Genomic DNA, 21,078 nt, shown 5'->3' with positions numbered 1-21,078 from the left:
CTGCATAATTTATGGAATCTCTACGTTCTTTACGTCAAAGTAACCGTACTCCTGAATGCGAGTCAGTATTTCATCGCAAGACAGCAAAACGCCAAAATACAGCTCAAACCACTCATAGATAGATTGTAAGTCGTCAGAACAATCCGTAATGATCGCATCCTTGGCAATAATTACGTTGTACCCATTGAAATAAGCGTCTGAGGCAGTCGTTTCGATTGACATTCCCTTTTTAAGTCCCATGATAATAACACTCTTAATTTCAAGTTTATCGAGGACGTCCTTTAACTCTGTCTCAAAAAAGCCATTGTCGATTTTTTTATGGATAAAATATTCTCCCGGCTTCGTCTGCCTGACTTCATTATCAAGATATACAATAGGAACGCTCAGATCTGATAACCGCTGTAAAAAAGCTGCTGCTGGAATCGGTGCGTCAGACTCAGGCAATTCATTCACAATAACGGCTATGTCGCCCATTTGTATAACTCCCCTTTCTTATAGTTACTTAAAGTTACTTAAAATCTCACTTAACAGCACCAGAATAAACCTTGCGCCAATGTCATTAAAATCACAAATCGGGCTATATTCCATAATGTCAAAGTATTGTGCCTTTGGCGGAATCACGTTAATCATAGTAAACAACTGATGGGGTGTAATTCCCCCTGTAACCGGCGCTCCTGTTCCTACTATTAATCCCGAGTCAATAACGTCAATGTCGATCGATACATACAACTGATCCACTCTAGAGGCTATTTCGTTAACCCGAGTGGAAAATTTCGTGGCATATTCGATGGAATCGTTGATTTCATAGGCTGGCATTTCATAAATTTGCTTTGATTTTATATAATTGAATTCGTCAAGTTCGTAAAATCTGGTTCCGACCAACATGATATTATCTGTATCGATGTGTGTATCTTCTATAATCCTTCGCAACGGTGATCCATGTGAATACTTAGAGTTTTGGTATGTATCCAACACATCCGGGTGTGCATCAAACCAAACCAATCCCGTGCTGCGCTGGCCGGATGCCTTTTTAAATGAAGGATATGTTACGGAATGATCTCCACCGATCATGATTGTCCTTGCCAAACCGCATCTTTCATCTAGCTTTTTTTCAATGTTTTTTATTGTGGCGAATATTTCTTGCTGATTGATTTCCACATCTCCTAAATCAAACAACCGGAGGTTCGTTAGATCGATCCCCTTCCTCGTGCAACTAGGCAGCTTGTACGACATATTCCTGATATAGGACGGAGCTGCCGCTTGTCCTCTACGGGTACCGGCCCCCGCATCATAAGGGATTCCGATTATAAAAAAGTCAGCAGAGTGAATATCTTCAACTCGCAACCCGCCCCAATCGTTATTCATTGCCCGCAATCAGATGCGCCATTGCCTTCGCCTCCTACATTTTATGATGCAAATCCCTGTTTGTGTAAATTCTATCAACAAATATCAACACTGTAAACGGCTTGCTTCATCCATTGATGACCGAAAAAGGTTCGATTCGACCCGGTTATTTTTGCGCTGCCTTCATTTCACAGAAGGTCGGACGATGGGCGTTCAAACGACTCCTAATCATGCAATTCCTATGAATACCACAAATCGGACAACTCTGGCTAAGCGAACACGAATGTATTTCGTTGTCACCGGTATTTATGGGTATGAAAAAAAGGCCACGACTTGTGGCCTTTTTTCATACCCTGTTAGTTCCTGTTGATGTACAAACCATGCACATCAACATCCGTCACCACGACATCCGACTCGTCTTTGCGTTCCACAATCTCTTGATCAAGCATCGGCTGTGTTCGGCAGGATTTTTCTTCCGAATACGAGAAAAATATGTCATAAGTCAGATGGATGCTTCATGATTCGCGGAACTATCGCAGGAACTGCCGGAGGTTGCTATGAACGATTTGATGCAGCGACTGGAAACGTATCGGGTCGAACAAAAGATTACTTCCAAGGGGAAACTCGCCGTTGTGTTGTTTGTATCCCGACTGGCCAGAGAAAAGGGTCTCCCCCTTGATGCAAACGAGCTTGTCACGGACAAGGGACAGGTGCATGGTTTGGGCAAAGCGGTCGTTCAGAAGATCCTGGCCGATTACGGGATCACGCGTGTCCTGGCGGAGGAGGGCGGTCGGACGAACCGTGGCAACATGGATACGATTCGACAGTATGTGCGGTTTCTAAATGATTTGCATCAGGAGAACCTTGCCGACACGGAGGCGATCGAAGCCTGGTGGATTCGGCAAGTACCGGAATATGTCTCCGTTGAAACGGCTCCCCCCTTCGTATTGAACTATGATGAGGGAAAATCCCTGCGCTCTGCGATCCGGGACGTGCTGGAGCAAGCAGAACAGCGACAACGAGACCATCCCGGAGCGAACTATGCCAGCGCGGTCCTCCAACACCTGGTTGCAACGACCATCAGGCTCGCCCTACCAAATGCCGAAATCGCCCAGTCTATCTCCATCGCCGACGAGCAACCGGGTGGAAGCGGCGACTTTCTCATCGGTCATGTGTCGCTCCACGTCTCCTCATCCCCCGGCGAGGCGTTGATCCGAACATGCAAGGTTGACTTGGATTCGGGAAAAAGGCCGATCATCATCACGTTGTCCCGAAAAGTCCCCGTGGCCGAAGCGTTGGCGGAGTACATGGGCTTGGAAGAGCGAATTGACATCTGGGATGCGGAGCAGTTTATTTCGGCGAATTTGCATGAGATCAATCAATTTGAGCCATCTCGATATAAGGCATCGGTCAACAACTTCGTTACGGAGTTCAACCACATGGTTCGTGAGTACGAGACGGATATCCGTATTCGTTTCAAGGACCGTTAATCGCGTTAATGCGTTAATCACGTTAATGCGTTAATCACGTTAATGCGTTAATCACGTTAATCATGTTAATCGCGTTCATCACAGGATGGAATCGGCAGTAGAAAAAACCGCGCGGGGAGTGCTTTCCGATGAAACCGCTATTGGACATCATCCACAACGAGTTGACCGATGATTGGAGCGAGAAAAACCAGCAAGCCTTTCAGTCCCTCTTCGGCGCCAACGGCGGCCGTTACCCAGACAAAGCGAAAAAGTCAGTGGCCCTACGAGCGCCCGGTTTCAATAAGGGCTCGACAGGCGTGCCCTTCTCCGCCTATATTCATCCGTCCAATCCCGATTCCGGCGCGTACGGCGGCATGAGCTTTGTCCTCTTCCCGGTGGATGACGCGCCTTGCCTGGTGGCGCTCGTGGTGGGCACGCAAGGATTAAGCCCTGATGAAGTGGTGCTGTCCCGGCCCGGTCACGGGCGCAAGGTGGCGGCCATCTGCCGCTGGCTCAACCGCTCGGTGGGCAAGGGACAGATGGTGGCCTGGGCCAAGCAGGAGCCGGTCCGCACCGACTTGGACGTGCCCGAAGGCATCCGCCGGATGTTTCCGGCTTACCGGTCTGTCTTTGACCGCTACGGCAAGGTAATTTACGGTTTTTATGCGCCGACGAAAGAACATGGGGAAAAAGATACGGAAGTGGCGCTCAAGGCCTTTTTGGATCTCTTTTTCTCCGAACGGGGCCAGTATCCCTTAAAGGCGGCGGAAGCCGAAGCGGAGCGGATTCGCGGCGACTACTTTGCTCACCTCATGCCTGATGCCGGTGAAGAGGAAGTCCGGCAGTTGCTGGCCGAGCGCCGCTTTGTCATCCTCCAGGGACCGCCGGGAACGGGCAAGACGCGGATGGCCCTGCGCCTGAAAGAGGAGGCCTATAGCGGAAGCGGCATGACCGTCCAGTTTCACGCCAACACGACCTATGAACAATTCGTCGGCGGCCTCGCGCCGGTAGAGTCCGACGGGGCCATCGGCCTTCAGTTTGCGCCCCGGAAGGGTTTTCTCATGGAGGCGGCGGAAGCGGCCCAGGCGGCCTGCGCTCACGGGGAAAAGCCGTACCTGTTGCATATCGATGAGATCAACCGGGCCGATCTGGCGAAAGTCCTCGGTGAGTCGATTTACCTGCTCGAAGCGCAAGCGGAGACGTTGCGCCGGCTCTCTCTCCCCTACGATTTCGGCGCGCCCTTTGGCCGGGAACTGTCGCTGCCGGAGAATCTACATATCCTTGGCACGATGAACAGCGCGGACCGGAGCATCGCCATCGTCGATGTGGCCGTGCGCCGCCGCTTCGCCTTTGTGAAGCTATGGCCGCAGTACCGTGTAGTCGAGAGCCAGTCTGGTCCACTGATGAAAAAAGCCTTCCTCGATCTCCTGTCCATCTTCGTCGAGTACGCCAGTGACGACGCCTTGGCCCTCGTGCCCGGTCACTCCTATTTTCTTGAAGCGGACGATACGCGGGCGGCGCAAAAACTGCGCACCAACCTGGCGCCGCTGTTGGAGGAGTATCTGGCCCAGGGCTATGTGGCCGGTTTTGAAGAGGCCATCCGTTCCTATCTGCAATGGGTGGAGAGCCTATGAGCGGGATGGGCGCTCGGGCCGGCAAGTCTCCCCTCCGGCCGGTGGAGGCCGGCGATAAGGTCTGTTTTCCCGTCGATGATTCGTCAGCGGTGCGGCTTTCCGCTGATTTCTTGCTGCGCGGGGGCGCGCCGCGCGATCCGCAGCCGATGACGGCGCGCCTGGCCCACCAGTTTGTGCGCATCAACCAGGGGCTGCTCCGCAACTTCGGCATCACCGCCGATGTGGGCTACGATGGCCGGGAGGTGGAACTGCGCCTGCAAACGGGCAGCCGCGTGGGCGCGATCCCGCTGTTGTCGCCCACCAGCGGCAAGCCCGACTATGGCCTGGTGGTGCAGCCCCGCTTTGACTGGCCCGGCATCGGTCCCATGCTTGCCCGGATGGGCTGGCGCGTCATTCCCGAACCGCTGCGCCTGCCCATGCTTCCCCGCTCCGACCGGAAGGTGCCGCCTTGGGTGCTGTCCACGATGGTGCTCTTTCGCATTCGCGCCATGTTGGAACGGCTGCAGCGGCGCTTTACGATCGGCGAAGCGGAACTGACAGCGCCCAGGGGGAGTGTCGACTGGGGGTGTTACGCCCGGACCAAAGTGCCCACCGGTCGATGGTTGGAGGTCCCTTGCCGTTTTCCGGACTTGCGAGACGATGCCGCGTTGTTGGGCGCCCTGCATTTTACGCTGCGCCGTCAACTGGCCAGCCTGGAGAGCCAGCGTACTACGGGGACGGTGGTGCTCCCGCTGATCACCCTCTGCCAGGGCCTACTCGATCGGGTGCGCCATGTGCCGCCCCGCCGTCCGACCGACCGCGACCGGCTGCTCTGGCTGCGTGCGCCCTTGCAGACGGAGGTCTTTCGGGACGGGCTGCGGGCGATGGAGTGGACCATCGACGAACGGGGACTGGCCGGTCTCGCCGAACATACCGGCCTGCCCTGGGTGATGTCGATGGATGCCTTTTTTGAAGCCTGGTGCGAATATATGGTGACGGAACTGGCGCGCCACTTTGGAGGGCGGGTCCGTGCCGGCCGGCTACAGGAGACGGTGACACCGCTGATCTGGGAACCGCCCTTTACCGGATCGCAGCGCTTTTTGATGCCCGATCTGGTGTTGGAGCGGGACGATGAGACGATCATCATCGACGCCAAGTACAAAAGCCACTGGGAAGAGTTGAGCCAGGAACGCTGGTATGACCTGGAGACCACCGTTCGCGAGCGCCACCGGAACGACTTGTTGCAGGTGCTTGCCTATACGACGTCTTATGCGACGAAACGAGTGACCGCCTGCCTGCTCTATCCCTGCCGGAAGGCGACGTGGGACTCACTACGGCAGCGCGGTCGACTCGTTCACCAGGCCGGGTTGCATGCAGGGGTTCGGGAGGTGCGGCTATTGTTGGCGGCGGTACCGTTTGATGCGGAGGTGGATGGGGTGGTTGGGGATATTGGGGGGGCGGTTGTGAAGCACTGAGGATAATCTACGGAGCATCGATACGATACCATTAGGAGCAAAATCAACTGCTTCCTTGGTAAGCTCACTGCCCGATATCTGCCGAGTAACAAAGAAAGCAATATACAAAGCCACAACTTGGCAACAAGTGGGGCTTGTTTGACGCTTACCTTTCATTTGGTATTGCAGCCTTTGTACCCCATCTAGATCATATCGCTTCAACAGCAGGTCGGCCGAATCAACTTTTTATCTGTAAAAAGGTCCATGGAAAAAACTTTTTCCCCAAAGTCCTATGATTGGAAGAGGATGGTTAAGCGAAAAGCACAAACTGTTCGGAAAAGTGCTATTTTGAGCGCGGAAACAGGTGTGTCTTCCAATGCCATTGTCATCAATGCTAATACAAGAAGTCACGTAGTTAAACAGTATAGTGGACAAGCGCGTCGACATAAAAATTAGACAAGACCGGCTGAAGCGGAGGGCTGCTCATGTATGAGAAGCCTTTAGTGGTTCATTCTGATGGCCACATTTATTTAATGGAATGGCAAGACCCCGATGGACAACTAGCACAAAAATTAACCGAATTTTCGGATAGGGTTAAATCACCCGAAGAAGTGAATACCTTCTATTTATCTCCTTATGCTCTTTGGTCAGCTGCCGCTAAAGATATAGAAGCTGACCACATCATCAGGTTTCTTAATGAGCATTGCGAAAACCAGATTGATAAGAAATTAATCAACCGGATTAGAGAAGATATTGAGCAATTCGGTCAGCTACGTCTCAAGCAGCAGGGGAAGCAACTTATATTAAAAGCCCATGTTTCATTGTTAATCGAAAATATAAAAAGCAATCCAAAAATAGCTCCACTAATTGTCCAGGATATCTCGGATCACTCTATGCTTATCTTCAAATTAGAGGACCGTATCCGTCTATTGATAGAACTATTCGATATGCACCTTTTTGTTATTGATGAAACCGACATGACTGGAGATACTCTCGATTTACAGTTAAAAAAGAAAACGATCGGAGGCGCAGATTTAAAGTTACGGGATTACCAAAATGAAGCTGTAGATATGTACTTGCAACACAGCCCGAAAGCAGGTAAAGGTGGGGTAATCCTTGCCCCTCCTTACTCCGGCAAGACTCTTATTGCCTTAAAAATTATTGAGCTATTGAAAAAAAGAGTTCTTATAATCGTTGAAAACGAAGCAGGAGCAAGTAGTTGGTTAAATGAGATTAAAGACAAAACATCGCTTCCCGATGATCTTTACACATTTATCCGCAAAGATAGCAATGACATCAAACCTCTTACTGTTTGTACATATAGTCATCTATCTGGTAACCATCGACTATTTAAAAAAGTTCATGAAATCAATTGGGGAATCATCATTTTTGATGATGCACACAAATCTTTGGCCGATACTTTCCAAGATGCATTATCTATCCCATCAGAATACAAGTTAGCCATAGCATCTACGTTAGCTCGTGCAGACAAACGCGGTAATCAAATCTTTGCCCTCGTTGGCCCCAAGTGGCTTGAGGTTCTTCCTCGAGAGTTAGAGAACAGAAATTTCCTTTCACCAGTAACCTGCGTTGAAGTCAAGGTTCCTCTTTCAGTGGAAGAGAGGGAAAATTACGACTCAGAGAGCTTAACTTCGAGAAACAGTCATAATTTACGTAGTATCGCTGCAATGAACTCCAACAAAATAAGATTGACAAAATATGTATTACAGCATTACTGGAATAAGAAGATTATTATTGTCTCTTACAAAATTGATCTTGCTAAAAAACTGTCAGGACATCATAACATTTCAATGATTAACCGCTCAAGTAATCTAAACGACATCACATCTTTCGATCAAGAAGAATCTACCCGGTTAATTTGCACGTCAGTCGTGGAAAAGTTGCCAATTGAATATATCGATATACTTGTTGCCGTTTCCTATCACGGAAGCTCAGAACGCGAAGAATATCTTCGATTAGGTAAGGTACTAGCTGCCCATCCCAATAAACGAAAAGGTTATTTTATTTCTGCTGTAACGCCAGCAACTGTTGAGGAGGAGGATTTCAAACCACGTCGCAAAGCAATAATTAACTATGGTTATCGTTACCGCATCGTAACTTTAGACGATTTGCTACAAAGGGGGAGTGTATTTGAATCTGACTGAGCACCTTAAGATTCTTGATGTTGTCTCATTAAGAACAATCGCCATTAATCTCAATCTTGGAACTCCTCCCGATGCAACAGCTCACTATTATCGTCATAAAATAAAAGAAGCATTGACCAATATCGATACTTTTCGAAAAAAAGTATTCCATCGGCTTTCAGATGGAGCTAAACAAGAGTTGCTGCAGTGGATTTTCTGCAGTGGAACTCGTAATTTTCAATATGAAAAAGAGTTTTTTGGGTTTGGTCTGACGGTGCAGGAAGGAAGTTTACCTAAAGATCTTAGAGACATGCTTTCCCCTTCGTTTCGTCATCTTGTCGTTGAACAACTTCAAACCCCAAAGTCAGGCAAATGTAGCGCTTTCATGCAATTGATTTTATTAATTCACGCGCTACACCGATATCCTCCCCCAAAACCAAAGAAAAAGGAATCAACTAATAGTAGGAAGAAAAGAATTTTAGATCATTATTCTAAAAAACTGCTAGTAGACGATATTAATTTGCTTACTAATCTTCTAAACTATTTGGATACAAATGGTTTTATCAATAGCATCCGTGAACCAAATATTACAAGTGAGTCAAATTTGCTTTTATGGTTACATCAGAAAAAACATAAGTGGATTTTTCATTTTTATAAATGGCTATTCCAAACTCAGAGACTAGAGTATCCACCTAAAGTGCTTACTTGGCTAAGTGATATTCAAGTTAGCGAACAGGACTGGGTACGAACTACTCTCTTCCAAAATAATAATGAACACCTGCCGGTTCGCGATTGGTTGACAAAGTGGGGACTGCTTCGATTTACAAGATATGATGAAAACGAATACATACAGTTAACACCCGACGCCTGGTTCTTGATGAACAATGAAGTTCCGAGATCGTGGAAAGAGCAATCTGTTTTAGTCTCCGCTGCTCGCGAAATATTTTCACCACATAGCCACGATCCTTTTGTCATCGCCAGCATTTTGACTTTCTCCGAGTTAAAAGCAAACGAGTACTTACTGGTATTTGAATTAGACGATCCACTGAATAACAAACATTCTCATTGGTACAGTCCTAAGGACTTATATGAAGCATTGAAAACAAGGGCTAGACGAATTCCTAGTGCAGTTGATTTTGAGTTGATAAATTGCTGTGTCGACAAGCATTAAAAAATCCCAAAAAGCCTCGACCGGAACGGCATTTTGGGATTTTATATTTGGGCGACTGTGGCTTCCACGTGTAAGCAAAATCACTTTAAATCGTAAGGCTTTTGCTCAACCTAAGCGATTGTTTTTATTTTTTAGCATAGGGATAATCGGTTTCTAATCTATAGCACGCTAAGGCCATTTTTAAGAATTTAATACCTTCATGAAAATCCTTAAACACAATATTCATTTTATATTCAGAAGTTGGAGGAGATTGAAACGCTCTTTCAGACAATTTTTCAAACAAATTTATAAACTTAGGATTATTCATTATTGCTTCATTCTTCGAAAACTTTTCTTGACCAATTACTTCTAACCCATCCGTTTTATTATTAAAGAATTTCACATCACAAATCCAATCTTCTGCTGAATTGTCTCCATATATACACGCATTTAACGTAGTGTTTCCTGCCCCGTTATTGCTCATAAAAAAGCCATTGTGATTCAAAAACATCGCAAAATCAACAATAATGGGATAATTAGAAGACTTTAGTTTATATAACTGAATGACATTGCTTAGCCACGCACCAGGGGAAATGGGCGGTGTTTGAAGCATTTTTATTGCCCCTTTCGTATCATATTAGTTCTAATTCTTATTCTCGTTCATTGAGCAGTTTTATTTATTGCTCAATAAGTAACTGAAGGGATTTAAAATATACCCAGAAACGAACTCAAACATCATATTTAAACGTATTATTTCTTTAGATTAGTTCTTCAATCCTTTTTCCAATTACGAATTCAAAAAAGCTGATCAGTGCTTGAGACACCGTTGTGTCGGCTTGGATTTTTCTTGTTGCCCTCCAAGGTTTGTCTTTTCTCCAATGCTCGCCGAATATTTGCTGTTCGAAGTTTGGATTATGTAACAACCTCTGATTTTCACCAAGGTTCAATAATGATAAAATTTCGTTGTTTGCTCCTGCGTCGCCTTCGTCATCAACATCGTGTACTACACGATATTTAATATCAAATCCATTCAAAACACGTTGAAATGCTACGATTGTCCACTTGCCGCTGCAATTAACCATAACAATTTCACGACGTCTCAATAAGTACCTCGTATAGTCTATCCTTCCTAACTGTGATAGCGTTTTTGCTATTGCCTCTAAAGCTGCGATTTCACAATCTCCCTCTACCAAGCATACTTCCTTACTAAAGAACACCTCGTTTACAGCCGGATTAAAATCAAGCATCATACGTAGTCGTTGTCGTTGACTTGTTGCGTTCCCTCCAGGAAATAAATCAACTGATCTTTGAACAATATCAATCCCTTGGTCAGTTTTTTTGAATATCGCAATCCCATCATGTCTATCTGCAAGATCTAAAAAAACAGGTGAATGAGTAGTGCAAATAACCTGTGCTGTACCTCTTCTAGCGACAGATATTAAAACGTCTCTCATCTTTCTACACATTTGGGGATGCAGGTAAATTTCTGGTTCCTCGAATAAAATTAATATGCTTCTTCTAAAACCGTTTTGATCAGGAATTCCAATTTCCTCAGCAAGTAATTCAAGTAAAGACAAAATGAGGGCGCGTTGAGCTCCGTGGCCTTGATGTTCCGGCTTAGTTTGATAATTTCCGTCACTTATTTCAAGAAACGTTTTTGTGGCTAGATCTGAGGAAATATCTGGGGGAGTAAAATCCAAGGTTGCTCTAAGATTTATTAGACGTTGTAACTTTTCCGTGATTTTATTTTCTACATTCTCAATTACTGCATTTCGTTCTTCTCCTGAGAATAACTGCCTGACTCGTTCCCCTGCTTCATTATATAAAGCAATCGCCGGATGATCGGACAATTGATTTGTAAACATTGTTTCTACAATTAAACGTGCAGCAGACTTATTTTTCGATACTTCGGATTCCTCTTTTGTTTCTCTAATAGCAGGTATAAAAATAACTTTAGGTAGTACAGAATCGACATGTGCATTAAACCCACCTGGATTGGGGATCCATCCGATAGTTTGTTGTACCAAAGGTGATTGAGTACGAACGGCATAGTCCCTTATTGAGTCTTTAGTTTGGTTGGTAATTCTACCAGTAATAGTACCATACTCTGCCTCATAAGACGTAATTAATTCATTCCAACCGTCTCCGGCATTTATAAAGTGGTTTCTGTTAGTTGCTGGCTCAGGCCAGGTTATATTATATTGAACACCATAGGCATAAATATTACAATTCGTTCCTTCGGTGTGCCACGTTTTTTTTATTGTATATTTTCCATCATGTATATGAGTGCGTATCCCCTGTTCTTCGCAATCCGCTTGAGTTAGGTTATCAAACTCCAATTCAATTTCTATTGGACCATTTAAGTTATTTCTATTCCTAAAATGATCTATAGAAGGTTTTGGTAAATCTGTTGCCGGCAATGCAAGCCTTAATGCCTCCATAACAGTGGACTTTGAACAGTTATTCTCACCAACGAGAGATAAAAAATCAGCAGAACCCGGCCGAGTTATTTCTGTTTTTGGGATCCTTAAGGTAAGTTCATTAATTGCCTTAAAGTTTCTTATTGTGAAACGTGAAAGTCTCATAAATAACCTCCAAATCAATAAAACTCTTAAGTTTGCGTAATGTTTGCAAATTTTAACCTTATTTGTTTTTTCTTCGACATTTAATTTGTATTTCCTTTCTTATTCTATTTATCTTCCCTAAAAAGACGAAAATGCGCCCTCAATTTAGCCAAAAGAGGCTGCCTCATTGTTGAGGCAGCCTCTTAGTTATTCATATTATCTAATACTCATTCGGCAGTAGCTTCAACTGCGCCAAACTAAACACCGGCCCATCGAGACAAACAAAGCAACTCCCGATGTTGCACCGTCCGCACTTCCCGATGCCGCATTTCATGCGCATCTCCAGGGTGGTGATGACGTTCTCCGGCGTGAAGCCCAGCTTGTCGAGGACGCCCAGCGTAAACTTGATCATGATCGGCGGTCCACAAAGGATACAGACTGTGTTCTCCGGACTCGGGTGCAACTGTTCGATGAAGGCGGGGACGAAGCCCACGTTCCCCTTCCAGTTATCATCGCCCCTGTCGACGGTGACGGAGACCTTGAAGTCGGGCACTTTCGGCCAGGTCTCAAAGAGGTCATACTTGAAGACCAGGTCGTCATAGGTGCGGGCGCCGTAGATCAGGTGCAGGTTGCCATAGTCTTCCCGGTGGTCGACACAGTAACGGACGACGGAGCGGACCGGCGCGAGGCCGATGCCGCCGCCGATGAAGAGGACGTTCTTCCCTTTCATCGCTTCCATATCGAAGCCGTTGCCGTAAGGCCCCCGGATGCCGACGGTCTGGCCTTCGCAGATCTCGTGGAGTTGCTCCGTGAGCAGGCCCACTTTTTTTATGGAAATTTGCAGGTGATCGGGTGCGTCAGTGGCCGAGAACATGGCCTCCCCGACGCCGGGCAGGGAGAGCATGGCCAGTTGGCCCGGTCCGGTGTGAAAGGGCGCGGCAGGCATGCCGTCTTCGCCGATGGTGGAGACGCAGAAGGTCTTCACATCAGATGTCTCTTCGATGATCCGGGTCACCCGCGCCTTCATGGGCACCAGCGGGTTGATGCGTTTCACATCGTCCACTGTCGCCACAGGCAGGGGGTTCGCGGCGTTCGCGTGATTCGTCGGATCAGCCATCGATCTTCGCCTCCCTCACCTGCTGGATCACGTCAGTGATCTCCAGGTTGACGGGGCATTTGGCGATGCAGCGCCCGCAACCGGTGCATTGGAGTTTGCCGTAGCGTTCGGGGAAGTAGCGGAGCTTATGCATGAAGCGCTGGCGGACGCGCTCCTTTTTCGAGGGGCGCGGGTTGTGACCGCCGGCCATCAAGGCGTACTCGGAGTACATGCAGGTGTCCCAGCACTTGATCTTGATGCCGCAGTGGGCGTTACGCTTCTTGTCGGAGATGTCGAAGCAGTGGCAGGTGGGGCAGATATAGGCGCAGGCGCCGCAGTTGAGGCACTTGCGGCTGAAGGCGTCCCAGAGGGGATGGTCGAACATGTGTTGCAGCTTCTCGGTGATGCCCTCGGCGTCGACCTTCAGGACGAAGTCGCCCGTCGGCAGGGGGGCTTTGTCCGATTCACTGAGCAATCCGGCGGTTTCCAGGGCGCTCACCAGCGCCTCTCCTTTGGCCGTCCGGGCCACGATGCCGTAGGCGTCGCCCAGGTCGAACAGTTGGGCGTCCGAGGCTGCGTGCTCGGCCGGGTTGACGCCCATGGCGTAGCAGAAGCAGTCCGGGCCGGGGGTAACGCAGCCCAGGGTGACGAGGGTGGCCTCCTCCCGCTTCTTGGCATAGTAGTCGTCCACATAGCCGCGAGTCAGGAAGACATCGTCGAGGCAGAGGATGCCCTGCATGTCACAGGAGCGCAAGCCGAAGAGGATCTGAGGGCCTACCGACGGGTCGACGGGCGTGAACTCGCCGTCGATGCCGTAGGCGCTGTATTCATAGATCTTTTCCGTCGCCGGAAAGAGGGCTTCCTTGGGGCTCATGACGGTGTTGGCGCCGAGTTGGACCTCCCGGCCAGGGCCGTAGGGCGCAAAGCGGGAGACGCCGGCGACGATCGCGGGGACCCAGAGGGTGGCCTGCTTCGCCAGGGTGTCCAGTACCGCCGTCAGTTTGTCTTTGGGAAAGGCTTTCAACAATGCTGCACCTGCCTTCCGTTTACCTTAGAAGAACGCATCGCTGCGAAAAATCGTTACATAAACTCTTCCGGGTCATCGAGCTTGAAAGCGCCCAGCGGCGGCTTTTCGTCCGCCTTGACACCGGCGTCATAGGGGCCGAAGAGTTCGTTCAGGTCGCCGATGAGCTTGCGGTTCATGGCCATGATCGGGATGTCCATGGGGCAGACGCGCTCGCATTCGCCGCATTCGACACAGCGGCCGGCTACGTGCATGGCCCGGGTGATGCCGAAAAAGGCGTTGTCCGTTGGCGTGGCCGCCTTGTTGACCCAGTTCTTTTTATCGGAGTCGAAGATGCACTCGCGGCAGTTGCAGGCCGGGCAGATGTTGCGGCAGGCGTAGCAACGAATGCACTTTTTGTTTTGGGCTTGCCAGAAGGCGTAACGCTCGTCGGGGCTCATTTTTTCGATGGCCTCCACCTGGGCGAAACGGTCCGCCTCTTTGCTGCCGACGCCGCGCCCTTTCGCCGCCTCAGCGGTCGCGCCGGACGGCGCTGCGCTGGGCTCCGTCGTGACAGTCACCGCGCCGATGGTCCGGTCGGCCAGGACCGGGTTCGGGTAGCGGCATTCGAGGCACTTGGCCAGGAGGGGCAGTTCCTGCGCCTGGCGGTGGTCGGTGACCGCGCCTTTGTCGCCCATGCCTGGGCAGGGGACGCCGATGACGACGATGTTTTCGCGCTTCAATTGGTTGTCCTGGACGAGGCGGACGATGCCACGGCTGTCGCAGCCCTTGACGAAGACGGCGATCTTGTCCTGGCTGTCGCGAAAGTCCAAGAGCAGGCCCGTCAGGTTGTTGACGGCGAATTCGTCATAACAGAGCCGGTCGGCTTCTTCCGGCTTCGTGATGAAGACCGGCGGGGTCAGGTACCAGCGGCTGCCCTTGGTCCAGCCGAAGAGGCCCTTCACTTCGCCGGAGGCGAGCAGTTCCCGGGCGAGGTCGCGCATCTCCTGGGTCAGCTGGTTGTTCATATGGCCCATGTTATCGCGCACATTGTTGCGCATGTTGTCGCTCATAGCTCCTCCCTCAGCTTCCGGTTCGGCCCGAGGGCCTTCACCTCTTCCGCCATCTGGGTGACCACGTCACGGAACTTGGGCGCTTCCGCCCCCGAAATCCAGCGGGCTTGGAAGCGGCGCGGGTCGATGCCGGAGAATTCGAGGAGCCGCTGGAAGAGCAGGAAACGGCGGCGGGTAAAGTAGTTGCCGGTGGCGTAGTGGCAGTCGCCGGGATGGCAGCCGGCCACAAGGACGCCGTCAGCGCCTTTTTGAAAGGCCCGCAGCACGAACTGGGGGTTGGCCCGGCCCGAGCAGGGGACCCGGATCAGTTTCACGTTCGGGGGGTATTGCATCCGCGAAAGGCCAGCCAGGTCGGCGCCGGCATAGGTGCACCAGTTACAGGCAAAGCCGACGATATTAGGCTCCCAATTGGGATCGGGTTGCCCCGCCGCGTTCACTTTTTTCTCATCTACCGCTGACACAGGGCATCCACCTCCGCGAGAATTTGATCATTGCTGAAGCCCTTTAGGTTCATGGCGCTGGAGGGGCAGGCGACGGAGCAAGCGCCGCAACCCTGGCAGAGGCCCTGGTTGACGCTGGAGACCTGGCGCTCGCGCGTGCCGCCGTGGACACGCTCGCTGATCCTCTTCAGTTCGATCGCCTTGTAGGGGCAAATGGCGACGCAGAGGCCGCAGCCGGAGCAGTAGGCTTCGTTACAACCAGCTGTCTGGGCTTCCGCCGTCAGTTCCTTTTTCGAGAGGAGGCCCGCCGCCTTGACGGCCGCCGCTGAGGCTTGGGCGACCGAGTCGGGGATGTCTTTCGGTCCCTGGCAAGCGCCGGCCAGGAAGATGCCGGCCGTGTGGGTCTCGACCGGGCGGAGCTTGGGATGGGCTTCCGTGAACCAGCCGTGCTGGTCGTAGGAGATGCCGAGGGTGCGGGCCAGGTCTTTGGCATCCTGCTGCGGGTCCATGCCAGCGGCCAGGACGACCAGGTCGGCCTCGATTTCGACGGGGCGGCCGAGCAGGGAGTCTTCGCCGCGCACGATCAGCTTGTCGCCCACCTGGAAGATCTTCGAGACGCGGCCCCGGATGTACTGGGCGTCATACTCGTTCTGGGTGCGAGCGTAGAACTCTTCGTAGTTCTTGCCGGCAGTGCGCACATCCATATAGAAGATGTAAGACTTCGACGTAGGGATCTTCTCTTTGATCAGCGTGGCGTGCTTGGCCACGTACATGCAGCAGGCCCGGGAGCAGTAGGGGCGGCCCTTCGCCTCGTCGCGGGAGCCGACACACTTGATGAAGACGATCTTCTCGGGGACTTTGCCGTCCGATGGGCGCTTGATCTTGCCCATGGTCGGTCCGGAGGCGTTCATCAGGCGCTCCAGGTGCAGGCCCGTGATCACGTCAGGGATGCGGCCGGCGCCGTACTCTTCATACTTGGAGATATCGAACTGTTCAAAACCGGTGGCGACGACGATGGAGCCGAAACGCTCGACGATGACCTCGTCTTTTTGCTCATAGTCGACAGCGCCGGTGGGGCAGACTTTTTTGCAGACGCCGCACTTGCCATCTAAGAGGAAGCGGCAGTTTTTCGCGTCGATGACGGGCTTGTTCGGCACCGCCTGGGGGAAGGGCACATAAATGGCCTTGCGGGTGCCCAGGTTCATCTCAAACTCGGAGGCGACCTTTTTCGGGCACTTCTCCGAGCAGAGGCCGCAGCCGGTGCACTTGTTGACGTCCACATAGCGGGCCTTCTTGCGGATGGTCACATCGAAGTTGCCGACGAAGCCGTCGACGGCCTCCACCTCGGCGTAGGTGACGATCTCGATGTTCGGGTGCTGGGCCGCCTCGACCATCTTCGGCGTCAGGATGCAGGCCGAGCAGTCGAGGGTCGGGAAGGTCTTGTCGACCTGGGCCATCTTGCCGCCCATGGAGTGCTCCCGGTCCAAGAGGGTCACCGGGTAGCCGGCGTCGGCGATGTCGATGGCTGCCTGGATGCCGGCGATGCCGGCGCCGATGACGAGGGCCCGCTTGGTCACCGGGATGGTCGTCGAAAAGAGGGGCTCGTTTTGGGCCACCTTGGCGACGCCCATGCGGGTGATGTCGATGGACTTGCCGGTACCCTTGGTCTTGTCGGCGTGGACCCAGGAGCACTGCTCCCGGATGTTGACCTGTTCCACCATATACGGGTTCATGCCGGCCCGCTCGGCGCACTTGCGGAAGGTCGGCTCGTGCATGCGCGGGGAGCAGGCGGCGACGACGTAGCCGTCCAGGTTGTGTTCGCGGATGGCCTCCTGGATCATCACCTGGCCCGGTTCGGAGCACATATACTTGTAGTCGCAGGAGTAGACGACGCCGGGAAAGTCTTTGGCCACTTCAGCGACGTTGGCGCAGTCGACCGTGTTGGCGATGTTGGTGCCGCAATGACAGACGAAAACCCCGATTCGTTTCACGCCGTTTCCCTCCTCACCGCTCCGCCGGGGCCGGGGCGACCGGTTTTTTGATCAGGGCCGTCGCCTCTGTGAAGTGGCGGTTGATGCCCAGTTCTTCCGCAGGCAGGCCGAAGGCCGCGCCCATCAGTTCCGTAAAATAGTAGATCGGCAGGCCGAGTTCCATGCCGAGGACCTTCTCCGCCTCTTTCTGGCGCATATCCAGGTTGGAGGTGCAGAGCGGGCAGGGCGTGGCGATGCAGTCGGCGCCGGCCAGTTTGGCGTATTTGAGCACTTGGGCCGTCATGCCCACCGCCGCGTGCGCTCGGGTGATGGCAAGGCTGCCGCCGCAGCACTCCGTCTTGTAGGCCCAGTCGACAGGGGTGGCGCCCAGGTTGGCGATCAGGCGGTCCATCATCATCGGGTTTTCCGGGCTGTCGATGGCCAGTTCGGCGGGCTTCACCAGCAGGCAACCGTAGTAGCAGGCGACTTTCAGGCCCTTCAGCGGCTTGACGACGGACTTCTGGATCGTCTCGGGCTCCAGGTCGTTGGCGAAGACCTCCAGGAGCGACCGGGCTTTGGCGGTGCCCTTGATGTCCATCTCGATGACTTCGGCCACGTCGCGGCGCTCGGCAGCGTCGGCGACAGCTCGTTCAGAGGCTTTCATCCGCTGGTAGCAAGCGGCGCAAGGGATGGCGATATCGGTCAGCCCCGCTTGCTCCGCCAGGGCGAGGTTGCGCGCCGGCAGGGCGATGCTGAGCAGGTGATCGCGGTTGTGGGCCGACGAGGCGCCACAGCAGTTCCAGTCGGGGATTTCCACGAGTTCGATGCCGAGGCGGCGGGCGACGGCTTTTGTCGACATCCCGTATTCGATGCCGGTGCCGCTGGCCGAGCAGCCGGGGTAGAGTCCGTATCTCACTTGTTGCCACCTCGCTTCTTCTTGACATTGGCGAAGATGCGGGCCACCGCGTCCGGGTTCTGAATTTTATGGGGCAGGATGCTCAGCTTGCCTTGGCTGAGCAGTCCGGGCGCATGCTCGGCGTCCTTGAAGAGTTGGCCCGAGAGGATGTTGAAGCGAGCCATAAGCCCCACCTCGTGCAGGCGGCCGTTGCTCTGGACCGATTGCAGGAACAGGTCATGGAACAGGTCGGCCTCCCGATCGGTGACAAGGCCCTGTTTTTTTGCTTCGATGCGCAAAGCCTCCATCACTTTGGCCGGATCGACCTGGCGCGGGCAGCGGCTGGAGCAGGTCTCACAGCCGGCACAGGCCCAGATGCTGGAGCTGCGAAGCGCTTCTGTGATGAGGCCAGCCTGGACCATCCGGATGATCTGGCGGACCGTGTGCTCCATGGCGAATGCCGCCGGGCATCCTGCGGAACACTTGCCGCACTGGTAGCAAAGGGAGATGTCCGCGCTATAGTCCTCCTTCAAGCGTGCACGGAAGCTTTGGCTGGACACCACCGTCGTGGAGAGTTGGACCGGTCCCATAAAACGACCTCCCGTCGGTTTGAAGAATAACGCCACATAAAAAAAACCAGGCAGACTCGCGTTGTATACATAATACAGGCGAGTTGCTGGAACCGAAGCCCTTGACAAGGTGATACTTCAGTGCTGTCACTTGTTTGATCGTTGATTCGATGTACGGGGCAGTTTTCCCTCTAATCTGAAAGTATTCATTTTCACTTTAGCGCCATGCCATGAGACGGCAACGGGGTTGACTTGTGGTCTCATTTTATAACATCTCAATAGTAGAAACAAGAACATTGATTACTCTTTTTGGTTTCTTTTTGTTTCCAGCAGCCTTGCTCACTGTTCTTGATGTGTTGACGGAGAAGGCCTCAACAGCCAAAAAAGGCCCGGCTCCCGCGATCGGAAGTCAGGCCTTTTTGCACACGCTCGGGCTACTTTTTGAAAAACGTCGCTTCGATGATATCCACCAAGCCAACGGCATCATTGATATCCAGGCAGGGAACGCCCATGTCGAAGGGGGTGTCTGAGGCGATGGCCACCAATTCCTCGGGGCGGCAGAGGAGTTCCCGCTCCATGCAGGCGCGGTAGACTTCGATTTTGCGTTTGTTACCGCGCTTGTAGCCCTCGGTGAGGATAAGGTCCACGCCGGCGATGCGGCCGATCACCTCATCGAGGGACAGTTCCCCCTGTGTCTTTTCGATCATGGCGACCTTATCGGGCGCGGCGATGACGACCACGTCAGCGCCGGCTTGGGCGTGGCGCCAGGTGTCCTTGCCCGGCTTGTCGATGTCAAAGCCGTGGACGTCGTGCTTGATCGTCGCCACCCGGTAGCCGCGCCGTTTGAGTTCGGGCAGCAATTTTTCCAGGAGCGTCGTCTTGCCTGAATCGGATGTGCCGACGATGGACAACACCGGGATGGTCTGCATCAACGTTCTCCCCTTTTTGTTATGTAGCTCGTCAAAAGCGTCCCTTGGGCAGCCAGAGGACGGATGTCTCCCGGCCAGCAGGCCAGTCATGGGCGCCGGCGGGAACCTCGACCAGGCAGTTGCTCTCCAAAAAAGAGCGCATGCCGCCACACTTCTGATTGTCGAGCAGTCTTACCCAGAGCCGCCCCTCCCGCTCTTCCGCCTTCCCCCATAAAAAGCCGCGCAGCCCTTTGCGCTTGGCGAAGGGGGCCGCCAAGCGGGCCGTTGAGCGTGGCAAGGACCAGGACCGGCCGGACAGGGAGGCGATGACCGGCGCCACCAGCAGGATAAAGAGGATGACCGCCCCTGCCGGGTTGCCCGACAAACCGATGAGGAGCCCTTTTTCCCAACGGGCGGCGACGGCCGGCGCGCCGGGCCGCAGGGCCACTTTCCAAAAGAGCATCTCGGCGTCCATCCCATAGAGGGCATCCTTGACGACGTCATAATCGCCGGCAGAAACGCCGCCGGTGGAGATGACCAGATCGAGCCCGGCCTCCAAGCCGGCGCGAAAGACGTCAGCCACCGCCTCCCGCCGGTCGGCGGCCGTTCCGAGCAGCACCGGTTCCCCGCCGGCCTGTCGCACCAACGCCGCCAATGCATAGACGTTGGTGGGCCGGATCTTGCCAGGGGGCGGCGTTCCATCGCCTTCCCAGAGCTCATCGCCGGTGCCGAAGAGACCGATGCGCGGCCTCCGGCGCACCCGGACCGGGTCGCGCCTCAGCGCCGCCAGCAGCGCCGACTCCGCCGCGCCAATCACCGCCCCTGCCGGGATCGCCAGCTCGCCGGCGCCATACTCTTCACCTTTTGGCGCTACGCCTTGCCCTGGGACAACAGGGCTTCGGAAAAAAACGGCGTCCTTCAACGATCCGGAAGTGGTGAACTCATGGCCGACGACTGCGTCGGCGCCCTCGGGAAGCGGAGCGCCGGTCATCACCTTGATCGTCCTTCCGGTGGCGAGGGGCTGCTTGGCTTGGTGGCCGGCGGGAACCTCCTCCTGCACGAACAGGTGAACGGGTTGATCCTGTGTGGCCTCCCTCAAATCGCGAGAAGCGACAGCATATCCGTCCAAAGCCGACCGGTCAAAAAGGGGAAGCGGTCTTTCCGCCCTAATCGGTTCGGCGATCGTCCGGTCCATGGCATCGATGAGACGAACGGCTTCGGCCGGCAACGGCGCTGTCTTTGCCAGAAGCAGTTCCCGCGCCTCTTCCAGCGCGATGAGCACCTGGCCGTAGCGACCAGATTTGCGCGCTTCCTCCTCGTTCACGGCGCACCTCTCCTTCCCGGTTGATCCCTTCCGCATTCCTTCTCTCGACAGGCTCCCCAACT

General features: G+C 53.0%; 18 protein-coding genes. 5 read left to right on the top strand and 13 right to left on the bottom strand.

Features of this window, described 5'->3' with window-relative positions:
• Positions 1 to 9: 9 nt before the first annotated feature.
• On the bottom strand, positions 10 to 474 hold the full coding sequence (locus tag GTO89_RS02005; RefSeq protein ID WP_161260371.1) for a cysteine hydrolase family protein: 465 nt from the start codon (positions 472 to 474) through the stop codon (positions 10 to 12).
• A 24-nt stretch (positions 475 to 498) separates the two neighbouring features.
• The gene (locus GTO89_RS02000) at positions 499 to 1,365 is read right to left on the bottom strand and encodes an arginase family protein (RefSeq protein ID WP_161260370.1); all 867 of its coding nucleotides are present in this window, start codon (positions 1,363 to 1,365) and stop codon (positions 499 to 501) included.
• A gap of 536 nt (positions 1,366 to 1,901) precedes the next feature.
• Here GTO89_RS02000 and GTO89_RS01995 point away from each other — a divergent pair.
• From GTO89_RS01995 to GTO89_RS01975, 5 genes are all read left to right on the top strand, one after another.
• Positions 1,902 to 2,834: a DUF4928 family protein gene (locus tag GTO89_RS01995; protein ID WP_161260369.1), complete on the top strand. Its 933-nt coding sequence runs from the start codon at positions 1,902 to 1,904 to the stop codon at positions 2,832 to 2,834.
• Positions 2,835 to 2,962: 128 nt separating this feature from the next.
• Positions 2,963 to 4,447 (top strand): McrB family protein, encoded by a 1,485-nt coding sequence (locus GTO89_RS01990; RefSeq protein ID WP_161260368.1) that lies wholly within the window; start codon positions 2,963 to 2,965, stop codon positions 4,445 to 4,447.
• Positions 4,444 to 5,901: a 5-methylcytosine restriction system specificity protein McrC gene (locus tag GTO89_RS01985; protein WP_161260367.1), complete on the top strand. Its 1,458-nt coding sequence runs from the start codon at positions 4,444 to 4,446 to the stop codon at positions 5,899 to 5,901. The genes GTO89_RS01990 and GTO89_RS01985 overlap by 4 nt, the downstream gene beginning before the upstream one ends.
• 464 nt (positions 5,902 to 6,365) lie before the next feature.
• On the top strand, positions 6,366 to 8,045 hold the full coding sequence (locus tag GTO89_RS01980; RefSeq protein WP_161260366.1) for a helicase-associated domain-containing protein: 1,680 nt from the start codon (positions 6,366 to 6,368) through the stop codon (positions 8,043 to 8,045).
• Entirely contained in the window at positions 8,032 to 9,195 is a 1,164-nt protein-coding gene (locus GTO89_RS01975) for a hypothetical protein (RefSeq protein WP_161260365.1), read from the top strand. The genes GTO89_RS01980 and GTO89_RS01975 overlap by 14 nt, the downstream gene beginning before the upstream one ends.
• A gap of 124 nt (positions 9,196 to 9,319) precedes the next feature.
• On the opposite strand, the gene GTO89_RS01970 is transcribed toward GTO89_RS01975, so the two are convergent.
• The 11 genes from GTO89_RS01970 to GTO89_RS01920 all read right to left on the bottom strand — a co-directional run bounded on the left by GTO89_RS01970 (position 9,320) and on the right by GTO89_RS01920 (position 21,016).
• Positions 9,320 to 9,787 (bottom strand): hypothetical protein, encoded by a 468-nt coding sequence (locus GTO89_RS01970; protein ID WP_161260364.1) that lies wholly within the window; start codon positions 9,785 to 9,787, stop codon positions 9,320 to 9,322.
• Between the two features lie 145 nt (positions 9,788 to 9,932).
• A complete protein-coding gene (locus GTO89_RS01965) occupies positions 9,933 to 11,759 on the bottom strand; it encodes an ATP-dependent nuclease (protein ID WP_161260363.1) in 1,827 nt (608 codons plus the stop codon).
• 199 nt (positions 11,760 to 11,958) lie between these two features.
• A complete protein-coding gene (locus tag GTO89_RS01960) occupies positions 11,959 to 12,855 on the bottom strand; it encodes an FAD/NAD(P)-binding protein (RefSeq protein ID WP_161260362.1) in 897 nt (298 codons plus the stop codon).
• Positions 12,848 to 13,858 (bottom strand): 4Fe-4S dicluster domain-containing protein, encoded by a 1,011-nt coding sequence (locus GTO89_RS01955; protein WP_161260361.1) that lies wholly within the window; start codon positions 13,856 to 13,858, stop codon positions 12,848 to 12,850. Before GTO89_RS01955 ends, GTO89_RS01960 begins: the two co-directional genes overlap by 8 nt.
• 56 nt (positions 13,859 to 13,914) lie before the next feature.
• Complete coding sequence (locus GTO89_RS01950) at positions 13,915 to 14,910, bottom strand: 4Fe-4S dicluster domain-containing protein (RefSeq protein ID WP_235920159.1); 996 nt, start codon at positions 14,908 to 14,910, stop codon at positions 13,915 to 13,917.
• Positions 14,907 to 15,371, bottom strand: coding sequence for a hydrogenase iron-sulfur subunit (locus GTO89_RS01945; RefSeq protein WP_161260360.1), 465 nt, complete (start codon positions 15,369 to 15,371; stop codon positions 14,907 to 14,909). The genes GTO89_RS01950 and GTO89_RS01945 overlap by 4 nt, the downstream gene beginning before the upstream one ends.
• Entirely contained in the window at positions 15,359 to 17,341 is a 1,983-nt protein-coding gene (locus GTO89_RS01940; protein WP_161260359.1) for a 4Fe-4S binding protein, read from the bottom strand. Before GTO89_RS01940 ends, GTO89_RS01945 begins: the two co-directional genes overlap by 13 nt.
• A gap of 13 nt (positions 17,342 to 17,354) precedes the next feature.
• A complete protein-coding gene (locus tag GTO89_RS17750; protein ID WP_161260358.1) occupies positions 17,355 to 18,236 on the bottom strand; it encodes a CoB--CoM heterodisulfide reductase iron-sulfur subunit B family protein in 882 nt (293 codons plus the stop codon).
• Complete coding sequence (locus GTO89_RS01930) at positions 18,233 to 18,805, bottom strand: 4Fe-4S dicluster domain-containing protein (RefSeq protein WP_161260357.1); 573 nt, start codon at positions 18,803 to 18,805, stop codon at positions 18,233 to 18,235. The genes GTO89_RS17750 and GTO89_RS01930 overlap by 4 nt, the downstream gene beginning before the upstream one ends.
• Before the next feature lie 413 nt (positions 18,806 to 19,218).
• The gene (gene mobB, locus GTO89_RS01925) at positions 19,219 to 19,713 is read right to left on the bottom strand and encodes a molybdopterin-guanine dinucleotide biosynthesis protein B (protein WP_161260356.1); all 495 of its coding nucleotides are present in this window, start codon (positions 19,711 to 19,713) and stop codon (positions 19,219 to 19,221) included.
• Positions 19,714 to 19,744: 31 nt separating this feature from the next.
• Positions 19,745 to 21,016 carry a molybdopterin molybdotransferase MoeA gene (locus GTO89_RS01920; RefSeq protein WP_161260355.1) on the bottom strand — a complete coding sequence of 424 codons (1,272 nt, stop codon included), beginning with the start codon at positions 21,014 to 21,016 and terminating at the stop codon, positions 19,745 to 19,747.
• Positions 21,017 to 21,078: the final 62 nt, after the last annotated feature.

Source organism: Heliomicrobium gestii (genome assembly GCF_009877435.1).
In the GTDB taxonomy this organism is placed as follows: Bacteria; Bacillota; Desulfitobacteriia; order Heliobacteriales; family Heliobacteriaceae; genus Heliomicrobium; species Heliomicrobium gestii.
The sequence above is the reverse complement of the archived record's forward strand: the minus strand, read 5'-3'. Positions and strand labels throughout refer to the sequence as shown.

Excerpts from the sequence above, each read along its gene's own strand:
- GTO89_RS01995 (WP_161260369.1), top strand. The coding sequence starts at position 1,902 with ATGAACGATTTGATGCAGCGACTGGAAACGTATCGGGTCGAACAAAAG.
- GTO89_RS01960 (WP_161260362.1), bottom strand. The coding sequence starts at position 12,855 with ATGGCTGATCCGACGAATCACGCGAACGCCGCGAACCCCCTGCCTGTG.
- GTO89_RS01980 (WP_161260366.1), top strand. The coding sequence starts at position 6,366 with ATGTATGAGAAGCCTTTAGTGGTTCATTCTGATGGCCACATTTATTTA.
- GTO89_RS02000 (WP_161260370.1), bottom strand. The coding sequence starts at position 1,365 with ATGAATAACGATTGGGGCGGGTTGCGAGTTGAAGATATTCACTCTGCT.
- GTO89_RS01950 (WP_235920159.1), bottom strand. The coding sequence starts at position 14,910 with ATGAGCGACAACATGCGCAACAATGTGCGCGATAACATGGGCCATATG.
- GTO89_RS01985 (WP_161260367.1), top strand. The coding sequence starts at position 4,444 with ATGAGCGGGATGGGCGCTCGGGCCGGCAAGTCTCCCCTCCGGCCGGTG.
- GTO89_RS01970 (WP_161260364.1), bottom strand. The coding sequence starts at position 9,787 with ATGCTTCAAACACCGCCCATTTCCCCTGGTGCGTGGCTAAGCAATGTC.
- mobB (WP_161260356.1), bottom strand. The coding sequence starts at position 19,713 with ATGCAGACCATCCCGGTGTTGTCCATCGTCGGCACATCCGATTCAGGC.
- GTO89_RS02005 (WP_161260371.1), bottom strand. The coding sequence starts at position 474 with ATGGGCGACATAGCCGTTATTGTGAATGAATTGCCTGAGTCTGACGCA.
- GTO89_RS01990 (WP_161260368.1), top strand. The coding sequence starts at position 2,963 with ATGAAACCGCTATTGGACATCATCCACAACGAGTTGACCGATGATTGG.
- GTO89_RS01930 (WP_161260357.1), bottom strand. The coding sequence starts at position 18,805 with ATGGGACCGGTCCAACTCTCCACGACGGTGGTGTCCAGCCAAAGCTTC.
- GTO89_RS01965 (WP_161260363.1), bottom strand. The coding sequence starts at position 11,759 with ATGAGACTTTCACGTTTCACAATAAGAAACTTTAAGGCAATTAATGAA.